The 18,285-nt window shown below is 69.6% G+C and carries 16 protein-coding genes; 9 read left to right on the forward strand and 7 right to left on the reverse strand.

The annotated features are described in order from the left end of the window. The first annotated feature begins 20 nt into the window (after positions 1–20). The 4 genes from Vse01_RS02470 to Vse01_RS02485 all read left to right on the forward strand — a co-directional run bounded on the left by Vse01_RS02470 (position 21) and on the right by Vse01_RS02485 (position 2,845). Positions 21–1,019, forward strand: a complete 999-nt coding sequence (locus tag Vse01_RS02470) for a hypothetical protein (RefSeq protein ID WP_093402753.1) — start codon at positions 21–23, stop codon at positions 1,017–1,019. Positions 1,020–1,146: 127 nt separating this feature from the next. Continuing rightward, positions 1,147–1,761, forward strand: coding sequence for a GNAT family N-acetyltransferase (locus Vse01_RS02475; RefSeq protein ID WP_093402752.1), 615 nt, complete (start codon positions 1,147–1,149; stop codon positions 1,759–1,761). A 133-nt stretch (positions 1,762–1,894) separates the two neighbouring features. Further along, positions 1,895–2,245, forward strand: coding sequence for a UBP-type zinc finger domain-containing protein (locus Vse01_RS02480; protein ID WP_093402751.1), 351 nt, complete (start codon positions 1,895–1,897; stop codon positions 2,243–2,245). 63 nt (positions 2,246–2,308) lie between these two features. After that, positions 2,309–2,845, forward strand: coding sequence for a hypothetical protein (locus Vse01_RS02485; protein WP_139233113.1), 537 nt, complete (start codon positions 2,309–2,311; stop codon positions 2,843–2,845). Between the two features lie 11 nt (positions 2,846–2,856). Here Vse01_RS02485 and Vse01_RS02490 read toward each other — a convergent pair whose 3' ends face one another. Beyond that, entirely contained in the window at positions 2,857–3,765 is a 909-nt protein-coding gene (locus Vse01_RS02490) for a LysR family transcriptional regulator (protein WP_093402749.1), read from the reverse strand. An 81-nt stretch (positions 3,766–3,846) separates the two neighbouring features. Between Vse01_RS02490 and Vse01_RS02495 the strand changes: the two genes are divergently transcribed. Further along, positions 3,847–4,830, forward strand: a complete 984-nt coding sequence (locus Vse01_RS02495) for a DMT family transporter (RefSeq protein ID WP_232511140.1) — start codon at positions 3,847–3,849, stop codon at positions 4,828–4,830. Between the two features lie 77 nt (positions 4,831–4,907). Here Vse01_RS02495 and Vse01_RS02500 read toward each other — a convergent pair whose 3' ends face one another. Then, complete coding sequence (locus tag Vse01_RS02500) at positions 4,908–6,686, reverse strand: cellulose binding domain-containing protein (RefSeq protein WP_170863360.1); 1,779 nt, start codon at positions 6,684–6,686, stop codon at positions 4,908–4,910. Between the two features lie 578 nt (positions 6,687–7,264). On the opposite strand from Vse01_RS02500, the gene Vse01_RS02505 reads away from it, so the two are divergent. From Vse01_RS02505 to Vse01_RS02515, 3 genes are all read left to right on the forward strand, one after another. Then, positions 7,265–8,242 carry a hypothetical protein gene (locus tag Vse01_RS02505; protein ID WP_093402748.1) on the forward strand — a complete coding sequence of 326 codons (978 nt, stop codon included), beginning with the start codon at positions 7,265–7,267 and terminating at the stop codon, positions 8,240–8,242. 465 nt (positions 8,243–8,707) lie between these two features. Further along, entirely contained in the window at positions 8,708–9,586 is an 879-nt protein-coding gene (locus Vse01_RS02510; protein WP_275415484.1) for an inositol monophosphatase family protein, read from the forward strand. 116 nt (positions 9,587–9,702) lie between these two features. Then, positions 9,703–10,815, forward strand: coding sequence for a hypothetical protein (locus tag Vse01_RS02515; RefSeq protein ID WP_232511139.1), 1,113 nt, complete (start codon positions 9,703–9,705; stop codon positions 10,813–10,815). A gap of 22 nt (positions 10,816–10,837) precedes the next feature. Here the strand turns inward: Vse01_RS02515 and Vse01_RS02520 are convergent, their stop codons facing one another. Next, complete coding sequence (locus tag Vse01_RS02520; protein WP_093402746.1) at positions 10,838–11,977, reverse strand: helix-turn-helix domain-containing protein; 1,140 nt, start codon at positions 11,975–11,977, stop codon at positions 10,838–10,840. Continuing rightward, a complete protein-coding gene (locus Vse01_RS02525; RefSeq protein ID WP_170863358.1) occupies positions 11,964–12,125 on the reverse strand; it encodes a hypothetical protein in 162 nt (53 codons plus the stop codon). Before Vse01_RS02525 ends, Vse01_RS02520 begins: the two co-directional genes overlap by 14 nt. 237 nt (positions 12,126–12,362) lie before the next feature. On the opposite strand from Vse01_RS02525, the gene Vse01_RS02530 reads away from it, so the two are divergent. Next, positions 12,363–13,574 carry an NsdA family TPR-like regulatory protein gene (locus Vse01_RS02530; protein WP_139233112.1) on the forward strand — a complete coding sequence of 404 codons (1,212 nt, stop codon included), beginning with the start codon at positions 12,363–12,365 and terminating at the stop codon, positions 13,572–13,574. On the opposite strand, the gene Vse01_RS02535 is transcribed toward Vse01_RS02530, so the two are convergent. The 3 genes from Vse01_RS02535 to treY form a co-directional block, all read right to left on the reverse strand. Continuing rightward, positions 13,544–14,122, reverse strand: coding sequence for a DUF4231 domain-containing protein (locus Vse01_RS02535; protein ID WP_139233111.1), 579 nt, complete (start codon positions 14,120–14,122; stop codon positions 13,544–13,546). The genes Vse01_RS02530 and Vse01_RS02535 overlap by 31 nt on opposite strands. A 135-nt stretch (positions 14,123–14,257) precedes the next feature. Then, on the reverse strand, positions 14,258–15,982 hold the full coding sequence (treZ, locus tag Vse01_RS02540) for a malto-oligosyltrehalose trehalohydrolase (RefSeq protein ID WP_093402743.1): 1,725 nt from the start codon (positions 15,980–15,982) through the stop codon (positions 14,258–14,260). Positions 15,983–15,998: 16 nt separating this feature from the next. Beyond that, the gene (gene treY / locus Vse01_RS02545; RefSeq protein ID WP_093402742.1) at positions 15,999–18,284 is read right to left on the reverse strand and encodes a malto-oligosyltrehalose synthase; all 2,286 of its coding nucleotides are present in this window, start codon (positions 18,282–18,284) and stop codon (positions 15,999–16,001) included. Between the last annotated feature and the right edge of the window lies 1 nt (position 18,285).

The following is an 18,285-nucleotide window of genomic DNA, read 5'->3' on the forward strand; positions in this document are numbered from 1 at the left end:
TGATGATGAGGAGCCTATCCGTGACCAACACCGACAGGCGCACCAGCCGTCCACCCGCTGACGACGAGCTCCGCGTTCCGGCCGAGACCGGCCGCACCTCGATCTTCGTCGCCGGCGAGACGCCACGTCGACGCGGGCTGATCATCACACTCAGCGTGCTTGCCGGCTTCCTGCTCACCGTCGTCTGGTCGGCGGAGTTCGTCGACCGGACCATCGGTGACAACGTCGCCAACACGCTGCTGGGTCACGACGCCAAGGAGACTCCGATCAGTGGGGTCGTGGCCGGCGTGCTCTTCGCGTTCGTCTCGGGCATCGCCGGCACCTTCACCGCCTGCAACGTCGCCGCCTTCGGCGCGCTCGCCCCCCTGGCCGGCACCTCCGGCGGTCGACTGAGCCGCTTCCTGGCACCGCTGCGACCGCTGGGCTGGATGGCGGTCGGCATGATCGCGGTCTCCGCCACGTACGGTGTGGTCGTCGGCCTGGTCGGGACCGCGATGCCCCAGTTCTCCACCGCCTCGAACACGGCCGGCTCACTCTCGCCGCGCAGCATCCAGTCCATGGTGGTCTTCGGTGCCATCGGGCTGATCATGATCTACCTGGGACTGGCCGCCCTGCGGGTGGTGCCGGACCCGTTCGCCCGGATCTCCCGCCGGTATCCCAATGCGCCGCTGGTATTCATGGGCGCGCTCATCGCCGGCTTCCTGATCGGACGCCCGTTCTCGCTGTTCCGGCAGATGTTCCGCGACGCCGCGGAAAGCGGCAACCCGCTCTACGGCGCCGCCGCGTTCACCCTCCAGTCGATCGGCAACATCGTCATCATGGCGGTGCTGTTCATCCTGCTCACGTGGTTCGCCGGCAGCCGGCTCCAGCGCTGGTTCGCGGCCCGCCCGAGCCGGCTGGCGGCGACCATGGCGGTGGCGTTCCTCATCGCGGGTGCCTTCACCTTCCTCTACTGGGACATCCGCCTGCTCGCCCGCCGCGAGATCATCCCCTGGTACCCGACCGCCCCCTGGGCGTGACCGCGAACCATGCCCCGGTCGACTTCCTGACGTCGGTGCTGGCCCAGGCGAGCGTCACGCCGCCCTCGTTGGGCACGGGCCACGAAAATCACGCGCCGCGCGGGCGGACGCGTGCGATCGTGGCCCGATGCCGCAACCGGTTCTGCGTACCGATCGTCTGTTGCTGGTCCCACTCGCGGATCGGCACCTCGACCTGGAGGTCGAGTTGGACTCCGACCCGGAGGTGCTGCGCTACCTCTACGGCCGGACCCGTACCAGGGACGAGGTGGTCACCTCGCACGCGAACCGAATGGCCCTGGCCGACAAGGTGGACGGCCTCGGCTACTGGATGGCGTTCGGCACCGACGGCGGGGCTCGCGGCTCGACGCCGCCGCAGGCCGAGGACGACGGGGAGTTCATCGGGCTGATGATGCTTCCGCCCGCGCACGGCCCCGACCAGCCGGACGATCCCGCCGTCGCCGAGCTGGGGTACCGCCTCCTGCGCCGGCACTGGCGCCAGGGTCTGGCCAGCGAGGCCTCCCGGGAACTACTGCGGCACGCCTTCGACACGGTCGGCCAACGCCGGGTCATCGCACAGACCATGACCGTGAACATCGGATCTCGTCGGGTGATGGAGTCCGTCGGCCTGCGCTACGTCCGCACCTACTTCCCGTCCTGGGACGACCCGCTGCCCGGAACCGAACAGGGCGAGGTCGAGTACGCCATCACCCGCGCAGAGTGGCGGGCCGCCCGACCCGGGTGAACTGCCCGAACGTGACGGACAGCGAGGAACCAGGGCACGAACCGCGCGGCCGGACCGACGGTAGAGTTGCACGCCTTGCTGCGGCGCTTCGCACGCCGCACGATGGTGCACGCTGTGACGGAGAGGACGCGCGATGGAGGGCATCAACCCCGAGGCGCCGCCCAGCGGCCCGGGCTGTGCCGACTGTGCGGCGGCAGACCCACCGGGCTGGTGGTTCCACCTGCGGCGGTGCGGTCGGTGCGGTCACATCGGGTGCTGCGACTCCTCGCCCAGCCAGCACGCCAGCGCCCACCATGCCGCGACCGGGCACCGGTTCGTCCGCAGCTTCGAGCCGGGCGAGGAATGGTTCTGGGACTACGACGAGCAGGTGCTGTACGAACAGGGGCCCTCGCTCGTGGCGCCCGTCAGCCGTCCGCCGGAGCAGGGCGCACCGGCTCCGGCCGAGCGCGTGCCCGCCGACTGGAAGCGGCAGCTGCACCGCTAGGGCGCTGGCTGGGACCGGTGGTCGGGCGAGGCCCGGGTGGGCCGGCCGACCATGATGGTCGGCATGCGGGAGACCGTCGCCATCGCGTTGATCACGTCACTGTCCACGCTGACCGCCGCCGGCCTCACCGGGCTGGTCACCGCGCTCACCGGACGTCGGCAGGTCACCGGCCAACTCACCGCCGCTCGGGAGGAGCGCGACGCGCAGCGTACGGTCCGCCGAGACCAGGCACGGCGGGACACGTACGTCGGCTTCCTGGCCGCCTGCGACCGGGCGTACCGGGCACTGGACACCGGGTGGGTCGGGCCGGACACCGCACCCGGCGAGGACGCCCCGTACCGGGCGCTGCGCGCGCTCGACGAGGCGTACAACCTGGTGTTGCTGGCCGGCCCGGACCCGGTCGCGGACGCCGCCGGGCGGACCGTGCGCAGCGTCAACGAGGAGTACGCCCAGCAGCGTCGGTTACTCCGGGAGCAGGCCACGGAAGCCACCCCGCTGGGCGAGCGGCACCGTGCCGAGCACCTCGCTGCGCTGCGCTGCCGGACCGAACGCCGCGACGCGTTCGTCGCTGTCGCGCGCGGAGCCCTGGAGCCGAGCTGACCCGCGGACCGTCAGGGGCTGATCGGGGTGGGGGCGGACTGGGCGGCGGCTCGTAGCGCGGTCACCGCCATTCGGGCCGCCGGGGTGTGCTCGACGGCGTCGTGCACCACCACGTGGATGGACCGGGTCGGCGTCGGGCGGAGCAGCCGGAGGCAGGTCACCCCGTCCGGCAGGTGCGCTGCGCCGAGCGCGGGCAGCACCGTGAGGCCGATGCCGGCGGCGACGAAGGCGAGTGCCGTCCGGTAGTCGTGCGCCTCGACCCGGAAGGCTGGGCGGAAACCGGCGGCGGTGCAGGCTTCCAGGAGGTTGGCGCGGCACCAGCCCCGGGCGAAGTCGTTGTCGACCCAGCGCTCGTCGGCGAGGTCGACCAGGTCCGTCTCCGGCCGGTCGGCGAGGCGGTGCCCGGCCGGCACCACGGCGACGTACGGGTCGTCGAGGAGGTGGTGGGCGGTGAAGCCCGAACCCGGGTCGAAGCCGGTGCCCGCCACGACCACCTGCACGTCGGCGCGTTCCTCCCGGCTGTCCGGGATGTGTTCGCGTAGTTGCAGGTCGAGCCGTACGCCGGGAAGTCCGGTGAGGATGGACCGCACCACGTGTGGCATCCACGCCGCGCCCACCGACGCGAAGTACGCGATGGACAGGGCACCGGTGCGACCGGTGCGCAGGTCGGCGATGAGCGATTCGGCCGCACCGACCCGGGCGAGCACCCGATCGGCTTCGGCGGCGAGGGCGTGCCCGGCTGCGGTGGGCCGCAGACCTCGTCCGGCTCGGGCGAGCAGGGTGAGACCGGTCTCGCGTTGCAGTGCGGTGAGGTGCTGACTGACGGCGGAGGGGGTGTAGCCGAGGTTGGTGGCTGCGGCCTGGACCGACCCGGACGCCACGACGGAACGGAAGACCCGGAGGCGGTGAACGTCAAGCACCGCCCAACGATAAAGCGCTACTAAACTGTTGTGAAGAAACAGTCGCTGGTGCTGAATCGTCGGGCGGCCGAGAATCTCCTCATGAGCAGCCCGTCGATGACCGAGCCCGCCGCCCCGATCCTGGCCGTCCCCGAGAAGCCGGTCATCGGGTACGCCCGGCGTGCGGAGCGGCCCCGGTCCTGGCCGATCGTCGCCGCGGCCGGGACCACGGTGCTGCTGTGGGCCTCGGCGTTCGTGGGCATCCGCTTCGCCGGGCACGACTTCTCCCCCGGCGCCATGGCGCTGGGCCGCATGGTGGCGGCGTCCGCTGCGCTGAGCGTCTTCGTCGCGGTCACCACCCGCCTGCGGCGCGCCCGAGCACCGCACGCCACGACTCGGGACACCCTGCCCCGTGGTGGCACGTTGGGACTCGTCGCGCTCTGGGGCGTGGCGTGGTTCGGCGGGTACAACGTGGCGCTCAACGCCGCCGAGCGGCTGGTCGACGCCGGCACGGCGGCCCTGCTCGTGGCGGTCGCACCCATCCTGGTCGCGGTGGCCGCGGTGCTCGTCCTGGGCGAGCGGCTCACCGGCCGGCTCGGCGTCGGCGTGGCGGTCGCCTTCGTGGGCGTGGCCCTGATCGCGGCCAGTGGTTTCACCGGGCACGCCGACAAGGTAGGCGTCGGGCTGGCGGTGCTCTCCGCGCTGTTGTACGCCTTCGGCGTACTGCTCCAGAAGCGCCTCCTGGCGCGGATGGCCGCGCCGACGATGACCTGGCTCGGCGCGCTGGCCGGGACGGCGGCCCTGCTGCCGTTCGCCCCCACCCTGTTCGCCGAACTCGCCGCGGCCCCGGTACCGGCCACCATCGGCGTGCTGTTCCTGGGCGTGTTCCCGACCGCGATCGGCTTCCTCACCTGGGGTTACGTGCTGTCCCATTGGACGGCGGGGCGCACCAGCGCCGCCACCTACCTGGTCCCGCCGGTCACCGTCCTGCTGTCCTGGACGCTGCTGGGCGAGGTGCCGGCACCGCTGGCCCTGCTGGGCGGCGCGCTCTGCCTGACCGGCGTGGTTTTCGCGACGCGCCGCTGAGGGGCGTGGGCAGCCAATGGTGGGGCAGCGCACGCCGGCCGGGGGCCGGCGTGCGCCCGCTTTCCAAAATGAGCTGCTCAGCTACAGGCAGCGCCGTTGAGGGTGAAGCCGGTGGGCGGGGCGTCGTTGCCGCCATGAGTGGCCTGGAAGCCGATGGTGATTGAGGCTCCCGGCGGTATGGACGGGTTGTAGCTGACGTTCGTCGCAGTCACCTGACCGCTGGTTGGTGAGTACGTGGCACCCCAACCAGAGGTGATCGTCTGCCCGGGGGCGAGGGTGAATCGCAGCGACCAGCCGTTGACGGCGCTCGTGCCGGTGTTGGTGATGGTGATGTTGTCGACCAGGCCGTTGTTCCACGCGTTCACCGCGTTGGTCACCCGACACGCCCCCGTGGGCGGCTCGGTGGTCGGGCTCGGGGTGGGCGTCGGCGTCGGACTGACGGTCGGAGTGGGCGTCGGGGTGACCGTCGGCGTGGGTGAGGCGGACCCTTCGGTCAGGACGATCGTGGAGATGCTCCGGGCGGGAACGTTCACCGTCGCCTGTCCCCCGCTGACGTTCACCGCCTGGGACTGGGCACCCGAGGTGCGTGAGGTGACGATGTACTCGGCCGACGAGATGTTCTGCGGCACCTGGACGACGGCGTCGTTGACCGCGTTGTTCGACCGGTTGAGCAGCACCAGCACGACCTTGCCCCGGCCACGGTAGGCGGTGACCTCCAGCCCGGAAGCCCGCGAACTCTTCGACACGCCCACCCGGCGGTCACCGGGGCGGACGTACTTGGCGTACTGGGCGAACGCCTGGCCACGCTTGAGGACGGCGCCCTTGGTGGTCCCCCACTGCGCCTCACCGTCACCGATGAAGGAGTAGAAACGCCGGCCGTACCACCAGATGTAGGCGCTCCAGTTCGCCTCCATCGACCTGTGCACGGTCCGCATGATGTCGTCGAGGGTCTCGTTCCAGACCGCCGTGTTGCCCGGGTCTCCCCAGATGTTCGAACCGCTGCCGTCTGCCGCGTGCAGATTCCACTCGGTCATCCACTGGTTCTTGCCGTACTGGGCGGCGAGCGGGTACGGAGAAAGGTTCCCGCTGTTCTCGGCGTCGTACAGGTGGCCACCGACGTAACCGATGTTGTTGCGGGCGGTGGCGTCCTGCAACGTGGGGTCGGAGTACTGGCGTGCGAACCGCAGGGACTCGCCGACCATCAGCTGGGTGTCCCTGACCCGGGCACCGTGGTCGCGGACGAAGTTCCGCATCTCGGTACCGGTCCAGTCCATCGAGTCGTAGTCGGGGTGCCAGTCCGGCTCGTTCTGGACCGAGGTCACGTCGATTGTGACCCCCCGGCTCTTCATGAACTGCACGTAGCTGTTCAGGTGTTCCGCATAGTCGTCGTAGTAGTCGGTCCGGAGCTTGCCGCCGTTGATCCTGCTGTTGTTCGTCTTGAAGTGGGCGGGCGCGGTCCACGGCGAGGCGAGAATCTTGACGTCGGAGCCGTAGGACTTCGCCGTTTGCAGGCTGCTGGCGTACAGACCCCATTCGCTCGACACGGGCGACACCACGGTCCGCACGATCGACAGACCGAGCTGTCCCGGCCCCGTACCGACGAGGGTCTGGGTTTCGCTCGTCGTCCACGGGTCACCGGAACCACCGAAGATCGGCGTCGCGGCCCCGAACCCGTCGATCGTCTGGAAACTCGAAGCGGTGTTGACGGTGATGTCGGGCGTCGCGGCCAGCGAGGGCGGCGCGGTCAGAATTCCCGCCACGGTGACCAGCGAGGTCGCCGCCGCGAGCACGGTGATCGCGCCGGCTCCGTGCCGCCGACGCGACGGTGGGACGTTGTCGGGTTGGGCAAGCCTCATCGGGCTTCCTCTCTACCGCCATGGCGATGCAGATGGCGGCGTTCGGTGCAGCTGGCGGGGTCAGCCCGAGCGAGCGGGCAGCCAACGGGCCGCCTGCTGTCGCCCCAGCTACAGGTCGATCAGGAACATCCGATGCCCGGCCGTTGCCCTCGGCTCAGGTCATCATCGCTGCCACTCCCACGCGGCGCATCGACAGCCATCTTGCCAGTACGTCCCGACCCCCTGCAATCGTTTGCCGTCCCCCCTGCCTGACTCCCGCCCGCCCGCCAACTCCGCCCCGGCCACACGAGTCGATCAAGAGCTTTGCGCCCTGGCCGCGCCGCTCCGGGGACGCAACCCTCTTGGTCAACACCACCGGCCGGCTCACCCGCCGCTGGGCATCCTGTGGTCAGGCCACGGGCAGCGGTGGGGACGGGACCGGTCGTAGACTCCTCGGACCGCGTCGCAGCACGGCGCACCGAGTCGAGAGGACGTCCGTGGCGAGTGAGGCACACGAATCGGGCAACGATTCAGCTGCCTCCGGCGCCGAGGGGCCTCCGAATGGCAGGCGCAGTCGCCAGATCCTGATCCTGGGGGTCGTGATCGTGGTGGCGGTGGTGGCGGGCCTGACCGTCTGGACCACCCGACGGGCACCGGAGACGGGCGACACCTCCGGCGGCCTGACCGCCTCGGCACCCGTCGAGTTCGACCTCGGCCGGCAGTTGCTCCGCCTCGGCGATCTGCCTGGCCCCGTCCGCACCGCCACCTACACAATTAGGCCCGACCTGCACAAACTTGAGATCTCCGGAGCACTGACTGACGCCTCCCCCAGCCGGGGGGACCACCTCTCGTCGGACTATGCCTGGCAGGTGGAGATCCTGATGGCGACACGGGGCGCGGACGTCCACAGCTTCGTGCCGTACGACGAAGACTCGGGCCCGGCCGTCATTCCCAGAGAGCGCGTCGCGCCGGTGCACGGTCGTCGCGCCGTCCAGGCCCTATCAGACCAAAATCGGGTGCTGGCCTGGGAATACGCGCCCGACGCGGAGATCCGGATGATGCTGAGCACGGCGAGCACCGCCGAGCGCCGCGACGAGATGGCCCGTCAGGTGGCCGAGGGCGTTCGCTGGGAGACCACGCCACGAGCCCTGCCGTTCGAGGTGGACGGCCTCCCCGACGGTGCCGTGCGGAAAAGTACCTACCTGCGTTGGGAAGCGGACGGACCTGTCGTCGTCTCCGCCGACTACCTGGTGGCTCCGGTCGAGAACGAGCACGATTACCCGGGGCCTGTCATCACGATCGGTATCGACACGAGCAGTTTGGGCAGCGCCGCAGGCAGCGACGACGTCACCGTGTCGGGCAGGCGGGCCACCGCACGGGAATCGCGGGGCAGCGGCACCGTGGGGATCTATCGCGTGGCGCAGCTTCCCGGTGGGTGCGCCGAGTGTGTCGCGGAGCTGGTCATCGCCCCGGCCGCTACTGCCGCGATCGGGGATCGGGACGACGCCCTGAGGCTGGCCGCCTCGATCCGGCTGGTGAAGGGTCACGAGGATCCCACCCGGTGGCGCTTCTGGTAGCCGGCGGCCAGGGGATCCCGCCTCACAGCGCCACGATGGCGGCAGTTTCGGCTGGTAGCTCGATGCGGTCGCGCTGCACTGTGACTCCGCTGCCGGTGGCTAGCAGGACGCGGCGGAATCTACGCCAACCTGTGGTTTAGGGCAGTCCGGCGGATTCCTCGGCAAGACGTCGCGTCGTGAAGCGAGGTATCAGCGCGCAACCCGGAACCCCGTCGGTGAAGCGAGGGTATCCGTGGGCATTAAAGGTGTCTCCTGCCCGGCGTGTCGACAACCTCGACTGCCACAGATCGGAAGGTCAGCTCGACCGGAAGCGTTCAGCGGGTGAGGCCAACCAGTGTGGCCAGGCGGACTACTCCGGCGGGTGCCGGGTGGCACTGGGCCAGCTCAGCGAATGAGTGCCGGAGTGGAATGATGGGACCATCGATCGAGCGGTGCCGAGAGCCGGTCGCGAGGAGTGTCGAGTCGATGAACCTTGACCCGTTGTGGACCGACCTGACGACTGAGCTGTTGGACATCCTCGCCTCATACCGATCCCGGGTAGCCGAGTTGAACGTGCGGGAGAAGGCCGACCGCACCCTGCTCACCGAAGCCGACCTCGCGGTCGAAGACATGGTCATCAGCAAGATCCGGGCGGTGGACCCTGATGCTCGCGTGTTGGCCGAGGAGTCGGGCAGTGGCTCGTGGCGGCCCGGCCACGACGAGGAACCCGAGCGGATCTGGGTGATCGATCCGATCGACGGCACGGCTGAGTTCGTCAATCCGCACAGCACCGAGTTCTGCTCCGTGGTCTGCCTGCTGGAGCGACGGGAGCCGGCTGCCGCGCTCATCGTCGCGCCGGAACTGGGAGACGGCGGTAAACCGATCGTGGTGGTCGCCTCTCGGGCCGACGAGACGATCACAGTCAACGGCAGACCGGCAACGTACAACCGCGAGCCGATTCGTGTCGCATCCCTGACCCGCAGCGCCCGATCGGAAGCCCCGCCGCACGAGATCGGCATGGCCGAGGCAGGTTACGCCCTGAAAACGCGGACCACGTCACAGACGCTGGACATGCTGCGTACCGCCCTGGACCTCACCGATCTCGCGGCGGGTGCGCCGCGCTTCGACCTCTTCTACCGCCCTCGGCAGAAGGTCTGGGACGGCCTCGCAGGCTTGTGTCTCGGTGAGATCGTCGGTCTAATGTCCACAGACGTGAATGGGAAACGGCATTTGCCGGTGCCCATGGAAACGCTCGCCCAACCTGAGCCGACTTTCGCCAGCACCGTGATGGGTCGCCCGGAGGCCGTCAAGTGGTTCGTGGAGCTAGCCCGGGACTCCCCCATCGGAACACCGAAGTCCTCGTAGACGTCACCTCGATCATCAGCGCGGAAGATTTCGTCGTTGCGCAGAACCGCGGGACTCGGCCCGACGACCCGTTCGCCCGCCAAGCATTCGTCGAACTGATCCAATCTCTGATCTTCATGGACCGGGTGTGGGTGGCGCATCCGGTACTCGACCGACCTTCGGCCGCCGACTTCGGCGCCAGACCGTATCTCCTCCGGGCGTTGGCCGACGTGGGACTGTTGCACCCGCTGCAACTCGACGACGACGAGACCAACCGGATGCGGGACGCCGAGGAGACGGCGCTGCACGAGTTGCAGAGCTGGCGCGGCAACCAGGTCCTCGGGCAGTTCATCGGGCAGGCTGTCACCTGCGACGATGCCCTGCCCGACTCACGGAACTCGCTGTCGAAGCGCATCCACGGCTGGTGCGCCTTCCAGGCGGCCAATGTACGGGTCGCCGGTCATCACACGGATCGAATCACCACCTCCGACGGGGTCGAGGACGACCCTTTCGGCACCTGGGCACGAGCGGCCTCGATCGTGCTACGTGGCCCGCTGCGACTGATGGCACCGCCTGGCGAGGAGGTCTACGTCGCGGCGACATTGGCGCGCGGGCTGAAGTATCAGGCACGTGCGGACGCCACTCGCCTGTCCTACCAGGCACATCCCGTCCGGCGCGACTTCCTGCTGACCTTCGACCTTTCCACCGAGGGTGCGACGGAAACGGTGGTGCTCGACGTCATCAAGGCCATCCGGGGGATCCACGAGTCCCTCGTGACGGCGGCGGACGACAACGACACGCACCGCGTACAGCTTCTCGAACTCGAACTTCCGCTGTTGGGCGGCCGTCTCTGGCAGGCGGATGAGACCGGGCGGCTCGGTGAACGCGAATGGACAGACCTGATCGTCGCCCGGATCGCCGATTACCGGGACAAGGCAGCCGACCTGCGGGCCGCCGTCGCCCGCTGCGTCACCGACGAGGATCATCTTCGCCTCGCCCGCGACATCAACGGGGCGAAGCGACAACTCCTGGAACGGCTCGGCCTGCGCCGGGTGGCGCTCTCGCCGGTCGAACAGGAACTAGTCAACGGGGTGGCATCGGTGACCGAGTCGGTGCCCGGCGTGCCCAAGGTCGCCGGCATGTGGATCGGCGCACGGGCACTCGGCAAACAGGTCTCCGCCACCGGCACACCGGTGCAGCGCTTCCTCTACAAGGAGTTCTACCGCGCCTGGAAACGCGCCGGCCGCTGACCCGCCGCGCGCTGCCGGGCCGTCAGCGGGTGAGGCCGACGAGGGTGGCCAGGCGGGCGACGCCGGCCGGGGCCGGGTGACGGTGGGCAAGATCGGCGATGACGGTACGCGCCAACGGCCGGCAGCGGATCTCGGCCGGCGCGATGGCGTCGGCGTCGACCAGCGCGCGGGCCGCCCCCCGCAGGTCACCGATCTGGAGGTACGCCCGCGCCACGTCCACCAGATACGCGCCCCGATGTTCGAGCGGCAACCGCCGCCAACCATCCCGCCGCATGACCACCGCGTGCCCGTGCACCGCCGCCTCCGTGTCTCCCAACTCGATCGCCACCACCACTCGCGCCAACTCGACGGCCGCCGGCCCGAACCCAGTCCGCTGCGTGTCTTCACGAAGCTTGGCGGCGAGCCCGGCTGCCCGTCCAGTCAACTCGGCGGCACGTCGGGCTTCGCCGCACCCTGCGGCAGCCAGCGCACCCTCAAGCAGCAACGTTCCTTGTACGGCGGCATGGTGTGGCCCGAGGTGGCTCGCGGCGGCACACGTGACGGCCAGGGCCAGCCGGTGCCGGCCCAACGCCCGCAACGCCTGCCCCACCGACACCGCCGCCGACGCGGACAGCAGCGCATCACCGCCCGCCGCACCCATCGCCCGGTCTGCGGCCAGCCAGCCCAGGTCGGCCTCACCGAGCTTCACCAGCACCGACGCGGTGATCCGGTACGCCTGCACCAGCAGATCCCGCCCCGACGATGCCTGTGCGGCGTCCAGCAGCCCCGGCAACGCCCGCACCAACTGCGCGTAGTGCGCGTGCTGGAAACTCAACCAGGCATGCTCGACCTGCCGTCGCACCTCGACTGGCGACACCGGATTGCCGAGCGCCCGGTCGTAGCGGGCCAGCGCCGCCCGGATCCCGTCCACCCCGTCCGGCGTACCGGCATCCTGCTGCTGCGGCGGGCGACGCTGACCGAGCAGCACCATCGGATCGACCCGCAACACCTCGCCGATCTGCTGGATCGTCGGGTACCGGTCCAGTCGCCGGGCACCCCGTTCCACCTTGTCCACCCAGCTCTTCGACTTGCCCAACCGGTCGGCCAGCATCTGCTGGGTCATCCCCCGCCGGACCCGCCAACGCGCCACCCGCCGACCGATCGGCAGCTCACCGCTGCTCACGCCGCCACCGCCGGTCCGGCACCGCCCGCGTGGTCTCCTCCACCGGTACGCGCTCCGCCTCTGCCTGAATCAACAGGCGTCGCCTGGCCGCCTCCCGCTCCGCCGCCTCCACCTGCTCACCTTGGCTCACCCGTTTCTCGCTTCCCATTCGCACCTCCGCCGTCCGAGCGCCCCTAATCACGCCTCCTTTGCAGAAGACCGGAAGGCGGAACCATGAGACAGATGGCGACCGATGTGCGCCATTGCGCCAAGCCAGGAGAGAGATTGCGTGGGGTTGCGCGACCCCCCATGTCGCTACGACGAGCAATAAGCTGGACACGAGTAGTCACGGGGATTCGGGGGTCAATCTGTGGTGCGGCCAGTCACGAACACTGCACTCGAAGCGTTGCTGCGCGACGCCAGCTACAGCACTGCCCATGCCGCATTCGCCCGCCAACTCAACCACCTGGGACGCGCCCACGGCGCGTGGCGCTATGACGCCGCCAGCGTCTACTGGTGGTTACGCGGTCGTCGTCCTGCCGAGCAGGTTCAAGCCGCCATGACGGAGGTCCTCGGCCGCAGGCTACGTCGTTCAGTCGCCACTGTGGAGTTGGGTTTCGCCACCGATCACTCAGACGCGAAGGTTTCCTACCCCACGACCGTCGCGGAGGCGATGGACTCCGCCGAACAGCTTTGGACGGCCCTGGCCCGCCAGAGCAGATCGCAGAGTAATGACACCTTCGACAGCGTCGAGGCGCTACGGACCGCGCTCGCTTGGCGGTACGACCTGACCGATCAGTCGGTGAGCCGAAGCGGTCGACACTCGGTCACCACTGGGGACGTCCAGTCGCTGTACGCCCTCGCCGACCACTTCACCGATCTCGACCGCCGCCACGGCGGCGGCTGTCCACAGATCCGGACGATACTGGCCGAACTTCTCGTACGTCAGGTCGCCCCCATGCTGAGCGGCGCCTACACCGACGCTGTGGGACGCGATCTGATGCGGGCAGCAGCGACGCTCTCCGGCCAACTCGCCTTCATGTCCTACGACGCAGGCGAGCACGGGATCGCCCAGCGCCACTGGACCATCGCCATACGGTTCGCCAAGGCGGCCGACGACCGTCTCTACGGCGCTCACCTACTCGCGAATCTTGCCACGCAGGCCATCTATCTGGGTCGTGCGCGAGACGCAGCGCGGCTGGCCGAAGCGGCAATCGACGGGGCAGGGCGAGCTCCTGCGGCCGTCCGCGCTCGGCTGTATACCACCGCCGCCGGCGCCTACGGTCGATCGGGCGACAGGCGTATCTGCCAGGCGGCATTGGCCAAGGCTGAGCGTGCTCTCGGGTATACGACCGCCGAGGCGATCGACCTGCCGTGGACGAGCTACTTCAGCCCGGCTCACTTCGCCGGCACTGCATTGAAGTGCCTGAGTGACTTGAAACTTCACCGGCAGGCTTCACACGAGCAAGCCGAGCAACTCCTTCCGACCAATGTAGCTCCGCGGGTACGAGCGGCGCTACATGCCCGAAAGCATCATTCCACGGTCTACCTGACCAACGGCACAGCGAGCCGAAATGGCATTAACGATCATGGTGCTACCGACGGACTTGTTGGCTGAACTACTCGGACACTCCTTCTTGCGACTTCCGGCGGAACAACGGCATTAAAGAGTGTGCTGTTTTCGTGCTCGAATAGCTCAGTCGCCTTAGCAAGAACAGCCGCCGTATCACTGAGCGCCCGCTCTTGCACGTCGGCTGCGCCGGAATGCAGAATTTGCAGCATCGCAACTTCCCATTCCGCGACCAGCCCAGCGAGAACGAACTCTTGCGAACGGTACAGTCGCCAGTTGGTGTCCCAGGAGTAGAAGTTGCGGAGGCCAGCAGCTATAGCGACAATGACGCTGACGATCGCTAGAAAAACGTAGTTCGCTTGATCGTTGCTAAGAATCGGAACGACAAACAGCACCGGCAACGTGATGCTGAGAACGACCTCGATCGCGCCGATAACCTTGAACCAAACAACATGCAGGCTCGCGAGCCGCCTGTAGCGCTTCCGATGCAAGGTCAGGAACTTATCAATCAACTGTGCGCAAGACGGGAAGGCTTTTGATATTTCCGGTGACCATTGATACGAACGACTTAGCGCTGCCCGCGAAACTCCCAGCATCAATCACCCTAACCTACTCAGTTAAGGTACCGATGCTCACTCCACCGGCCGCGTCAGGCAACCAGCGTGTCAGATAGCTGACTCGCGGACCGGCCATTCTTCGGGTCCTATCTGCACAGCGATCTCCTACCCGACTCAGAGCGCCACGATGGCAGCAGTTTCGGCTGGTAGCTCGATGCGGTCGCGTTGCACTGTGACACCGCTACCGGTGGCCAGCAGGACGCGCCGCGCCACCCCCGGCAACGTCACCCGCTGCGGTTTGCCGGCCAGGTTCGCCGCGACCAGGCAGCCACCCCGCCGCATCACCAGGAACTGGTCGCCGTGGCGTACCTCCACTGCGAACAGGTGTGGATCCGACAGCTCGGGGCGGGACTTCCGTAGGGCGATCAGGCGGCGGTGGAAGTCGTACATCTCGCGGTGTTCGGGTTTGTCCAGCTCGGCCCAGTCGAGCCGGGAGCGGAGGAAGGTCTGCGGGTCCTGCGGGTCCGGCACGTCGCCGGGGGGCCAGCCGTGGGCGGCGAACTCGCTGCGACGGCCGGTGACCACGGCGGTGGCCAGTTCCGGCTCCGGGTGCGAGGTGAAGTACTGCCAGGGCGTCGAGGCGGCCCACTCCTCCCCCATGAACAGCATCGGGGTGAACGGCGCGGTCATCAGCAGGGTCGCGCCCACCCGCAGCAACGCCGGGGAGAGCGAGGCCGACAGGCGATCGCCGACGGCGCGGTTGCCGATCTGGTCGTGGTTCTGGAGGTAGGCGACGAAGCGGTGGCCGGGGGTACGCGGGTCGACCGGGCGGCCGTGTTGGCGGCTGCGGAAGCTGGACCAGGTGCCGGTGTGGAAGAAGCCCCCGGTGAGCACCTCCACCAGGCATTCCATGGTGCCGAAGTCACCGTAGTAGCCCTGCCGTTCGCCGGTGAGCAGAGTGTGCAGGGCGTGGTGGGCGTCGTCGTTCCACTGGGCGTGCAGGCCATGGCCGCCGGCCTCCCGTGGGGTGATCAGCCGGGGGTCGTTGAGGTCGGACTCGGCGATCAGGGACAGCGGGCGACCCAGATGCGTCGAGAGCGATTCGACCTCGACGGTGATCTCTTCGAGGAGATGCACGGCGCGGGTGTCGGGCATGGCGTGCACGGCGTCCAGCCGCAGCCCGTCGACATGGTAGTCGCGCAGCCACATCAGGATGCTGTCGATGATGAAGCGGCGTACCCCGTCGGAGTGCGGGCCGTCCAGGTTGATGGCCTGACCCCAGGGGGTGTGCCGCTCCCCCACATAGGGCGCGAACTTCGGCGCGTAGGCCCCGGAGGGCCCGAAATGGTTGTAGACGACGTCGAGGATCACCCCCAGCCCCTTGGCGTGGGCGGCGTCCACGAAATGTTTCAGGCCGTCCGGCCCGCCGTAGGGTTCGTGCGGGGCGTACCAGCAGACGCCGTCGTAGCCCCAGTTGTGTTCCCCGTTGAACGCGTTGACCGGCAGCAGTTCGATCATGTCGACACCCAGGTCGACCAGGTGGTCGAGTTTGCCGATCGCCGCGTCGAAGGTGCCCTCCGGGGTGAAGGTGCCGACGTGCAGCTCGTACAGGATGCTGCCGGGCAGTTGCCGGCCGGTCCAGGAGCCGTCGGTCCATCCGAACGCCGCGTGGTCGTAGATCCGGCTGGGGCCGTGCACCCCGGAGGGCTGCCAGGCCGACCGGGGGTCGGGCAGCGGCTGGTCGTCGTCGTCGAGCAGGAACGCGTAGTCGGTGCCGGCGTCGGGCACCTCGACCCGCCACCAGCCGCCCCGGCCGGCCCGCATCTCGTGGTCCGCCGCACCCGGCAGGTGCAGCCGTACCCGTGTCGCCTCGGGCGCCCAGACGGTGAACTCGGTCATGACGCAGCCTCCCGGGTCAGGTGGTGGGCACCAGCAGCGCGACGGGATAGGTGGTCAACAGGTCCGCGAGGCGGACCTGAGAGCCACTGTAGACCCGACCGGTGAACAGGCACGACATCTCTTTAACGGGTAGTGACAGGGTGGTCTCCCGCCAGCCGCCGGCCGCCGCCAGTCGCAGCGGCAGCCGGGTGGCCACGGCGACCGCACCGCCCCGGTCGAAGGCCACGGCGTGCCGGGCCGCCGGCCCGTGCACGATGAGCGGCTGGTAGTCGCCGAACAGTTCAGGGTGGTCGCGACGCGCCCGCAGGGTCCGCGACACCACAAGCAGTTTCGCCGCGCCGGTCTCGTCCACCGGCGGCTGCCAGCCGGCGTCGAGCCGGGCCAGCAGTTCCCGGCGTACGCCGAAGTCGACCGGGCGGCGGTTGTCGGGATCGACAAGCGAGTTTTCCCACAGCTCGGTGCCCTGGTAGGTGTCGGGCACCCCGGGCATGGCCAGTTGCACGAGCTTCTGCCCCAGCGAGTTCGACCAGCCGGGCGGAGTGATCTCGGCGGCGAAGGCGGCCAGCTCCGAGCTGACCGCCGGGTCGTCGTACATGGCGTCGACCAGGGCGTGCATGGCCCGTTCGAAGTCCGGGTCGGGGTCCGTCCAGCTGGTCGAGGCCGCCGCCTCCCGGGCGGCCTTCTCCGCGTACGCGTGCAGGCGCTCGCGCTCGATGGGCCAGGCGCCGACGGCGGTCTGCCACAGCAGGTGGGCCAGGGCGGCGTCGGGCAACGGCACCGCCGCCATCCAGCGGGTGACCGCGTCGGCCCAGCGCTGCGGCAGCTCGGCGAGGACGGCGAGGCGGGCGCGGACGTCCTCACCACGTTTCGTGTCGTGGGTCGACAGGGTGGTCATGCTCGCCGGCCAGCGCTCGTGGCGGGCCGCAGCGAAGCGGTGGAACCGGCCGGGCCGGGTGCCGAAGTGGGTGGGGCTGCCGCCGACCTCGTTGAGCGCGATGAACCTGCTCCACCGGTAGTAGGCGGTGTCCTCGACGCCCTTGGCCATCACCGCGCCGGTGAACTGCGGGAAGCGGCGGGCCAGCTCGTCGTCGGGGTCGCGCAGCCGGCGGGTGATCGCGTCCAGCGCGCCGGTCAGGTCGGTGCGGCGGCGGCCGGCCTCGGCGCGGGCGTTGGCCAGGTGCCGTGCCCCCTCGGGCGGGTAGCCCCGGTAGACGGCGAAGGCGGCGGCGAGTTCGGCCAGGGCGGCGCGGGCCGTGTCCGGGTCGACGTCGGGGGCGAGCGCGGCCAGCCGGGTCAGTTCGGCGGCCAGCAGCCGGGTGGCGGCGCCGAGTTTCGTGTCGTGGGTCAGGTCGGCCCAGGAGGTGGCCCGGCCGGCGAGGCGGGTGTCCAGGGCTGTGAATTCGGCTTCGGCGTCGCCGTCGACGAAGAGCCCGCCGACGGCGCCCAGCGCGTCGTAGCCGGTGGTGCCGTCGACCGGCCACGCCGGCAGTTCCTCGCCGTACTCCAGGATCTTCTCCACGATCAGCCACGCCTCGGGGGCGGCTTCCCGCAGCCGGGCCAGGTAGCCGGCGGGGTCGCGTAACCCGTCGGGGTGGTCGACCCGGATGCCGTCGACCTCACCGGCCGCCGCCCAGGCCAGGATCAGCTCGTGGGTGGCGGCGAACACGTCGGGGTCCTCCACCCGCAGCCCGGCCAGGCTGGAGACGGCGAAGAACCGGCGGTACGTCAGTTCGGCGTCGCCGCGTCGCCAGGAGACCAGCTCGTAGTGCTGCCGGTCGTGCACCTCGCGGGCGGTGCCGTCGCCGGTGCCGTCGGCGATCGGGAAGCGGTGTTCGTGGTAGCGCAGCTCTCCGTCGGCGAGCTTGAGGTCGTCGAGGGCGTCGGGGGTGTCGGCGAGCACCGGCAGCAGCAGCCGGCCCCGCTGCCAGTCGATGTCGAACCAGGCGGCGTACGCCGACTCGCGGCCCCGACGCAGCACGTCCCACCAGGCCGGGTTGGCTGCCGGTACGGCCACTCCGGCGTGGTTGGGGACGATGTCCACCACCAGGCCGAGGCCGGCGTCCCGCAGCGCCCGCAGCAGCCGCTGCCGGCCGGCCTCGCCGCCGATCTCCGGGTTGACCTGCCGGTGGTCGACGACGTCGTAGCCGTGCGCGCTGCCCGGTGCGGCGGCCAGCAGCGGCGCGCTGTAGAGGTGGGTGACGCCGAGGTCGGCGAGGTAGCCGGCGAGGCCGGCGGTGACGTCCAGGTCGAAGCCGGGGCGCACCTGCACCCGGTAGGTGGCGCCGACGGGCTTCGCGGGCATG

Origin of the sequence: Micromonospora sediminimaris, assembly GCF_016863575.1 — a bacterium.
Classification (GTDB): domain Bacteria; phylum Actinomycetota; class Actinomycetes; order Mycobacteriales; family Micromonosporaceae; genus Micromonospora; species Micromonospora sediminimaris.

Excerpts from the sequence above, each read along its gene's own strand:
- Vse01_RS02510 (WP_275415484.1), top strand. The coding sequence starts at position 8,708 with ATGAACCTTGACCCGTTGTGGACCGACCTGACGACTGAGCTGTTGGAC.
- Vse01_RS02475 (WP_093402752.1), top strand. The coding sequence starts at position 1,147 with ATGCCGCAACCGGTTCTGCGTACCGATCGTCTGTTGCTGGTCCCACTC.
- Vse01_RS02515 (WP_232511139.1), top strand. The coding sequence starts at position 9,703 with ATGGACCGGGTGTGGGTGGCGCATCCGGTACTCGACCGACCTTCGGCC.
- Vse01_RS02480 (WP_093402751.1), top strand. The coding sequence starts at position 1,895 with ATGGAGGGCATCAACCCCGAGGCGCCGCCCAGCGGCCCGGGCTGTGCC.
- Vse01_RS02495 (WP_232511140.1), top strand. The coding sequence starts at position 3,847 with ATGAGCAGCCCGTCGATGACCGAGCCCGCCGCCCCGATCCTGGCCGTC.
- Vse01_RS02535 (WP_139233111.1), bottom strand. The coding sequence starts at position 14,122 with ATGCTGGGAGTTTCGCGGGCAGCGCTAAGTCGTTCGTATCAATGGTCA.
- Vse01_RS02525 (WP_170863358.1), bottom strand. The coding sequence starts at position 12,125 with ATGGGAAGCGAGAAACGGGTGAGCCAAGGTGAGCAGGTGGAGGCGGCG.
- treZ (WP_093402743.1), bottom strand. The coding sequence starts at position 15,982 with ATGACCGAGTTCACCGTCTGGGCGCCCGAGGCGACACGGGTACGGCTG.
- Vse01_RS02485 (WP_139233113.1), top strand. The coding sequence starts at position 2,309 with ATGCGGGAGACCGTCGCCATCGCGTTGATCACGTCACTGTCCACGCTG.
- Vse01_RS02500 (WP_170863360.1), bottom strand. The coding sequence starts at position 6,686 with ATGAGGCTTGCCCAACCCGACAACGTCCCACCGTCGCGTCGGCGGCAC.
- treY (WP_093402742.1), bottom strand. The coding sequence starts at position 18,284 with ATGCCCGCGAAGCCCGTCGGCGCCACCTACCGGGTGCAGGTGCGCCCC.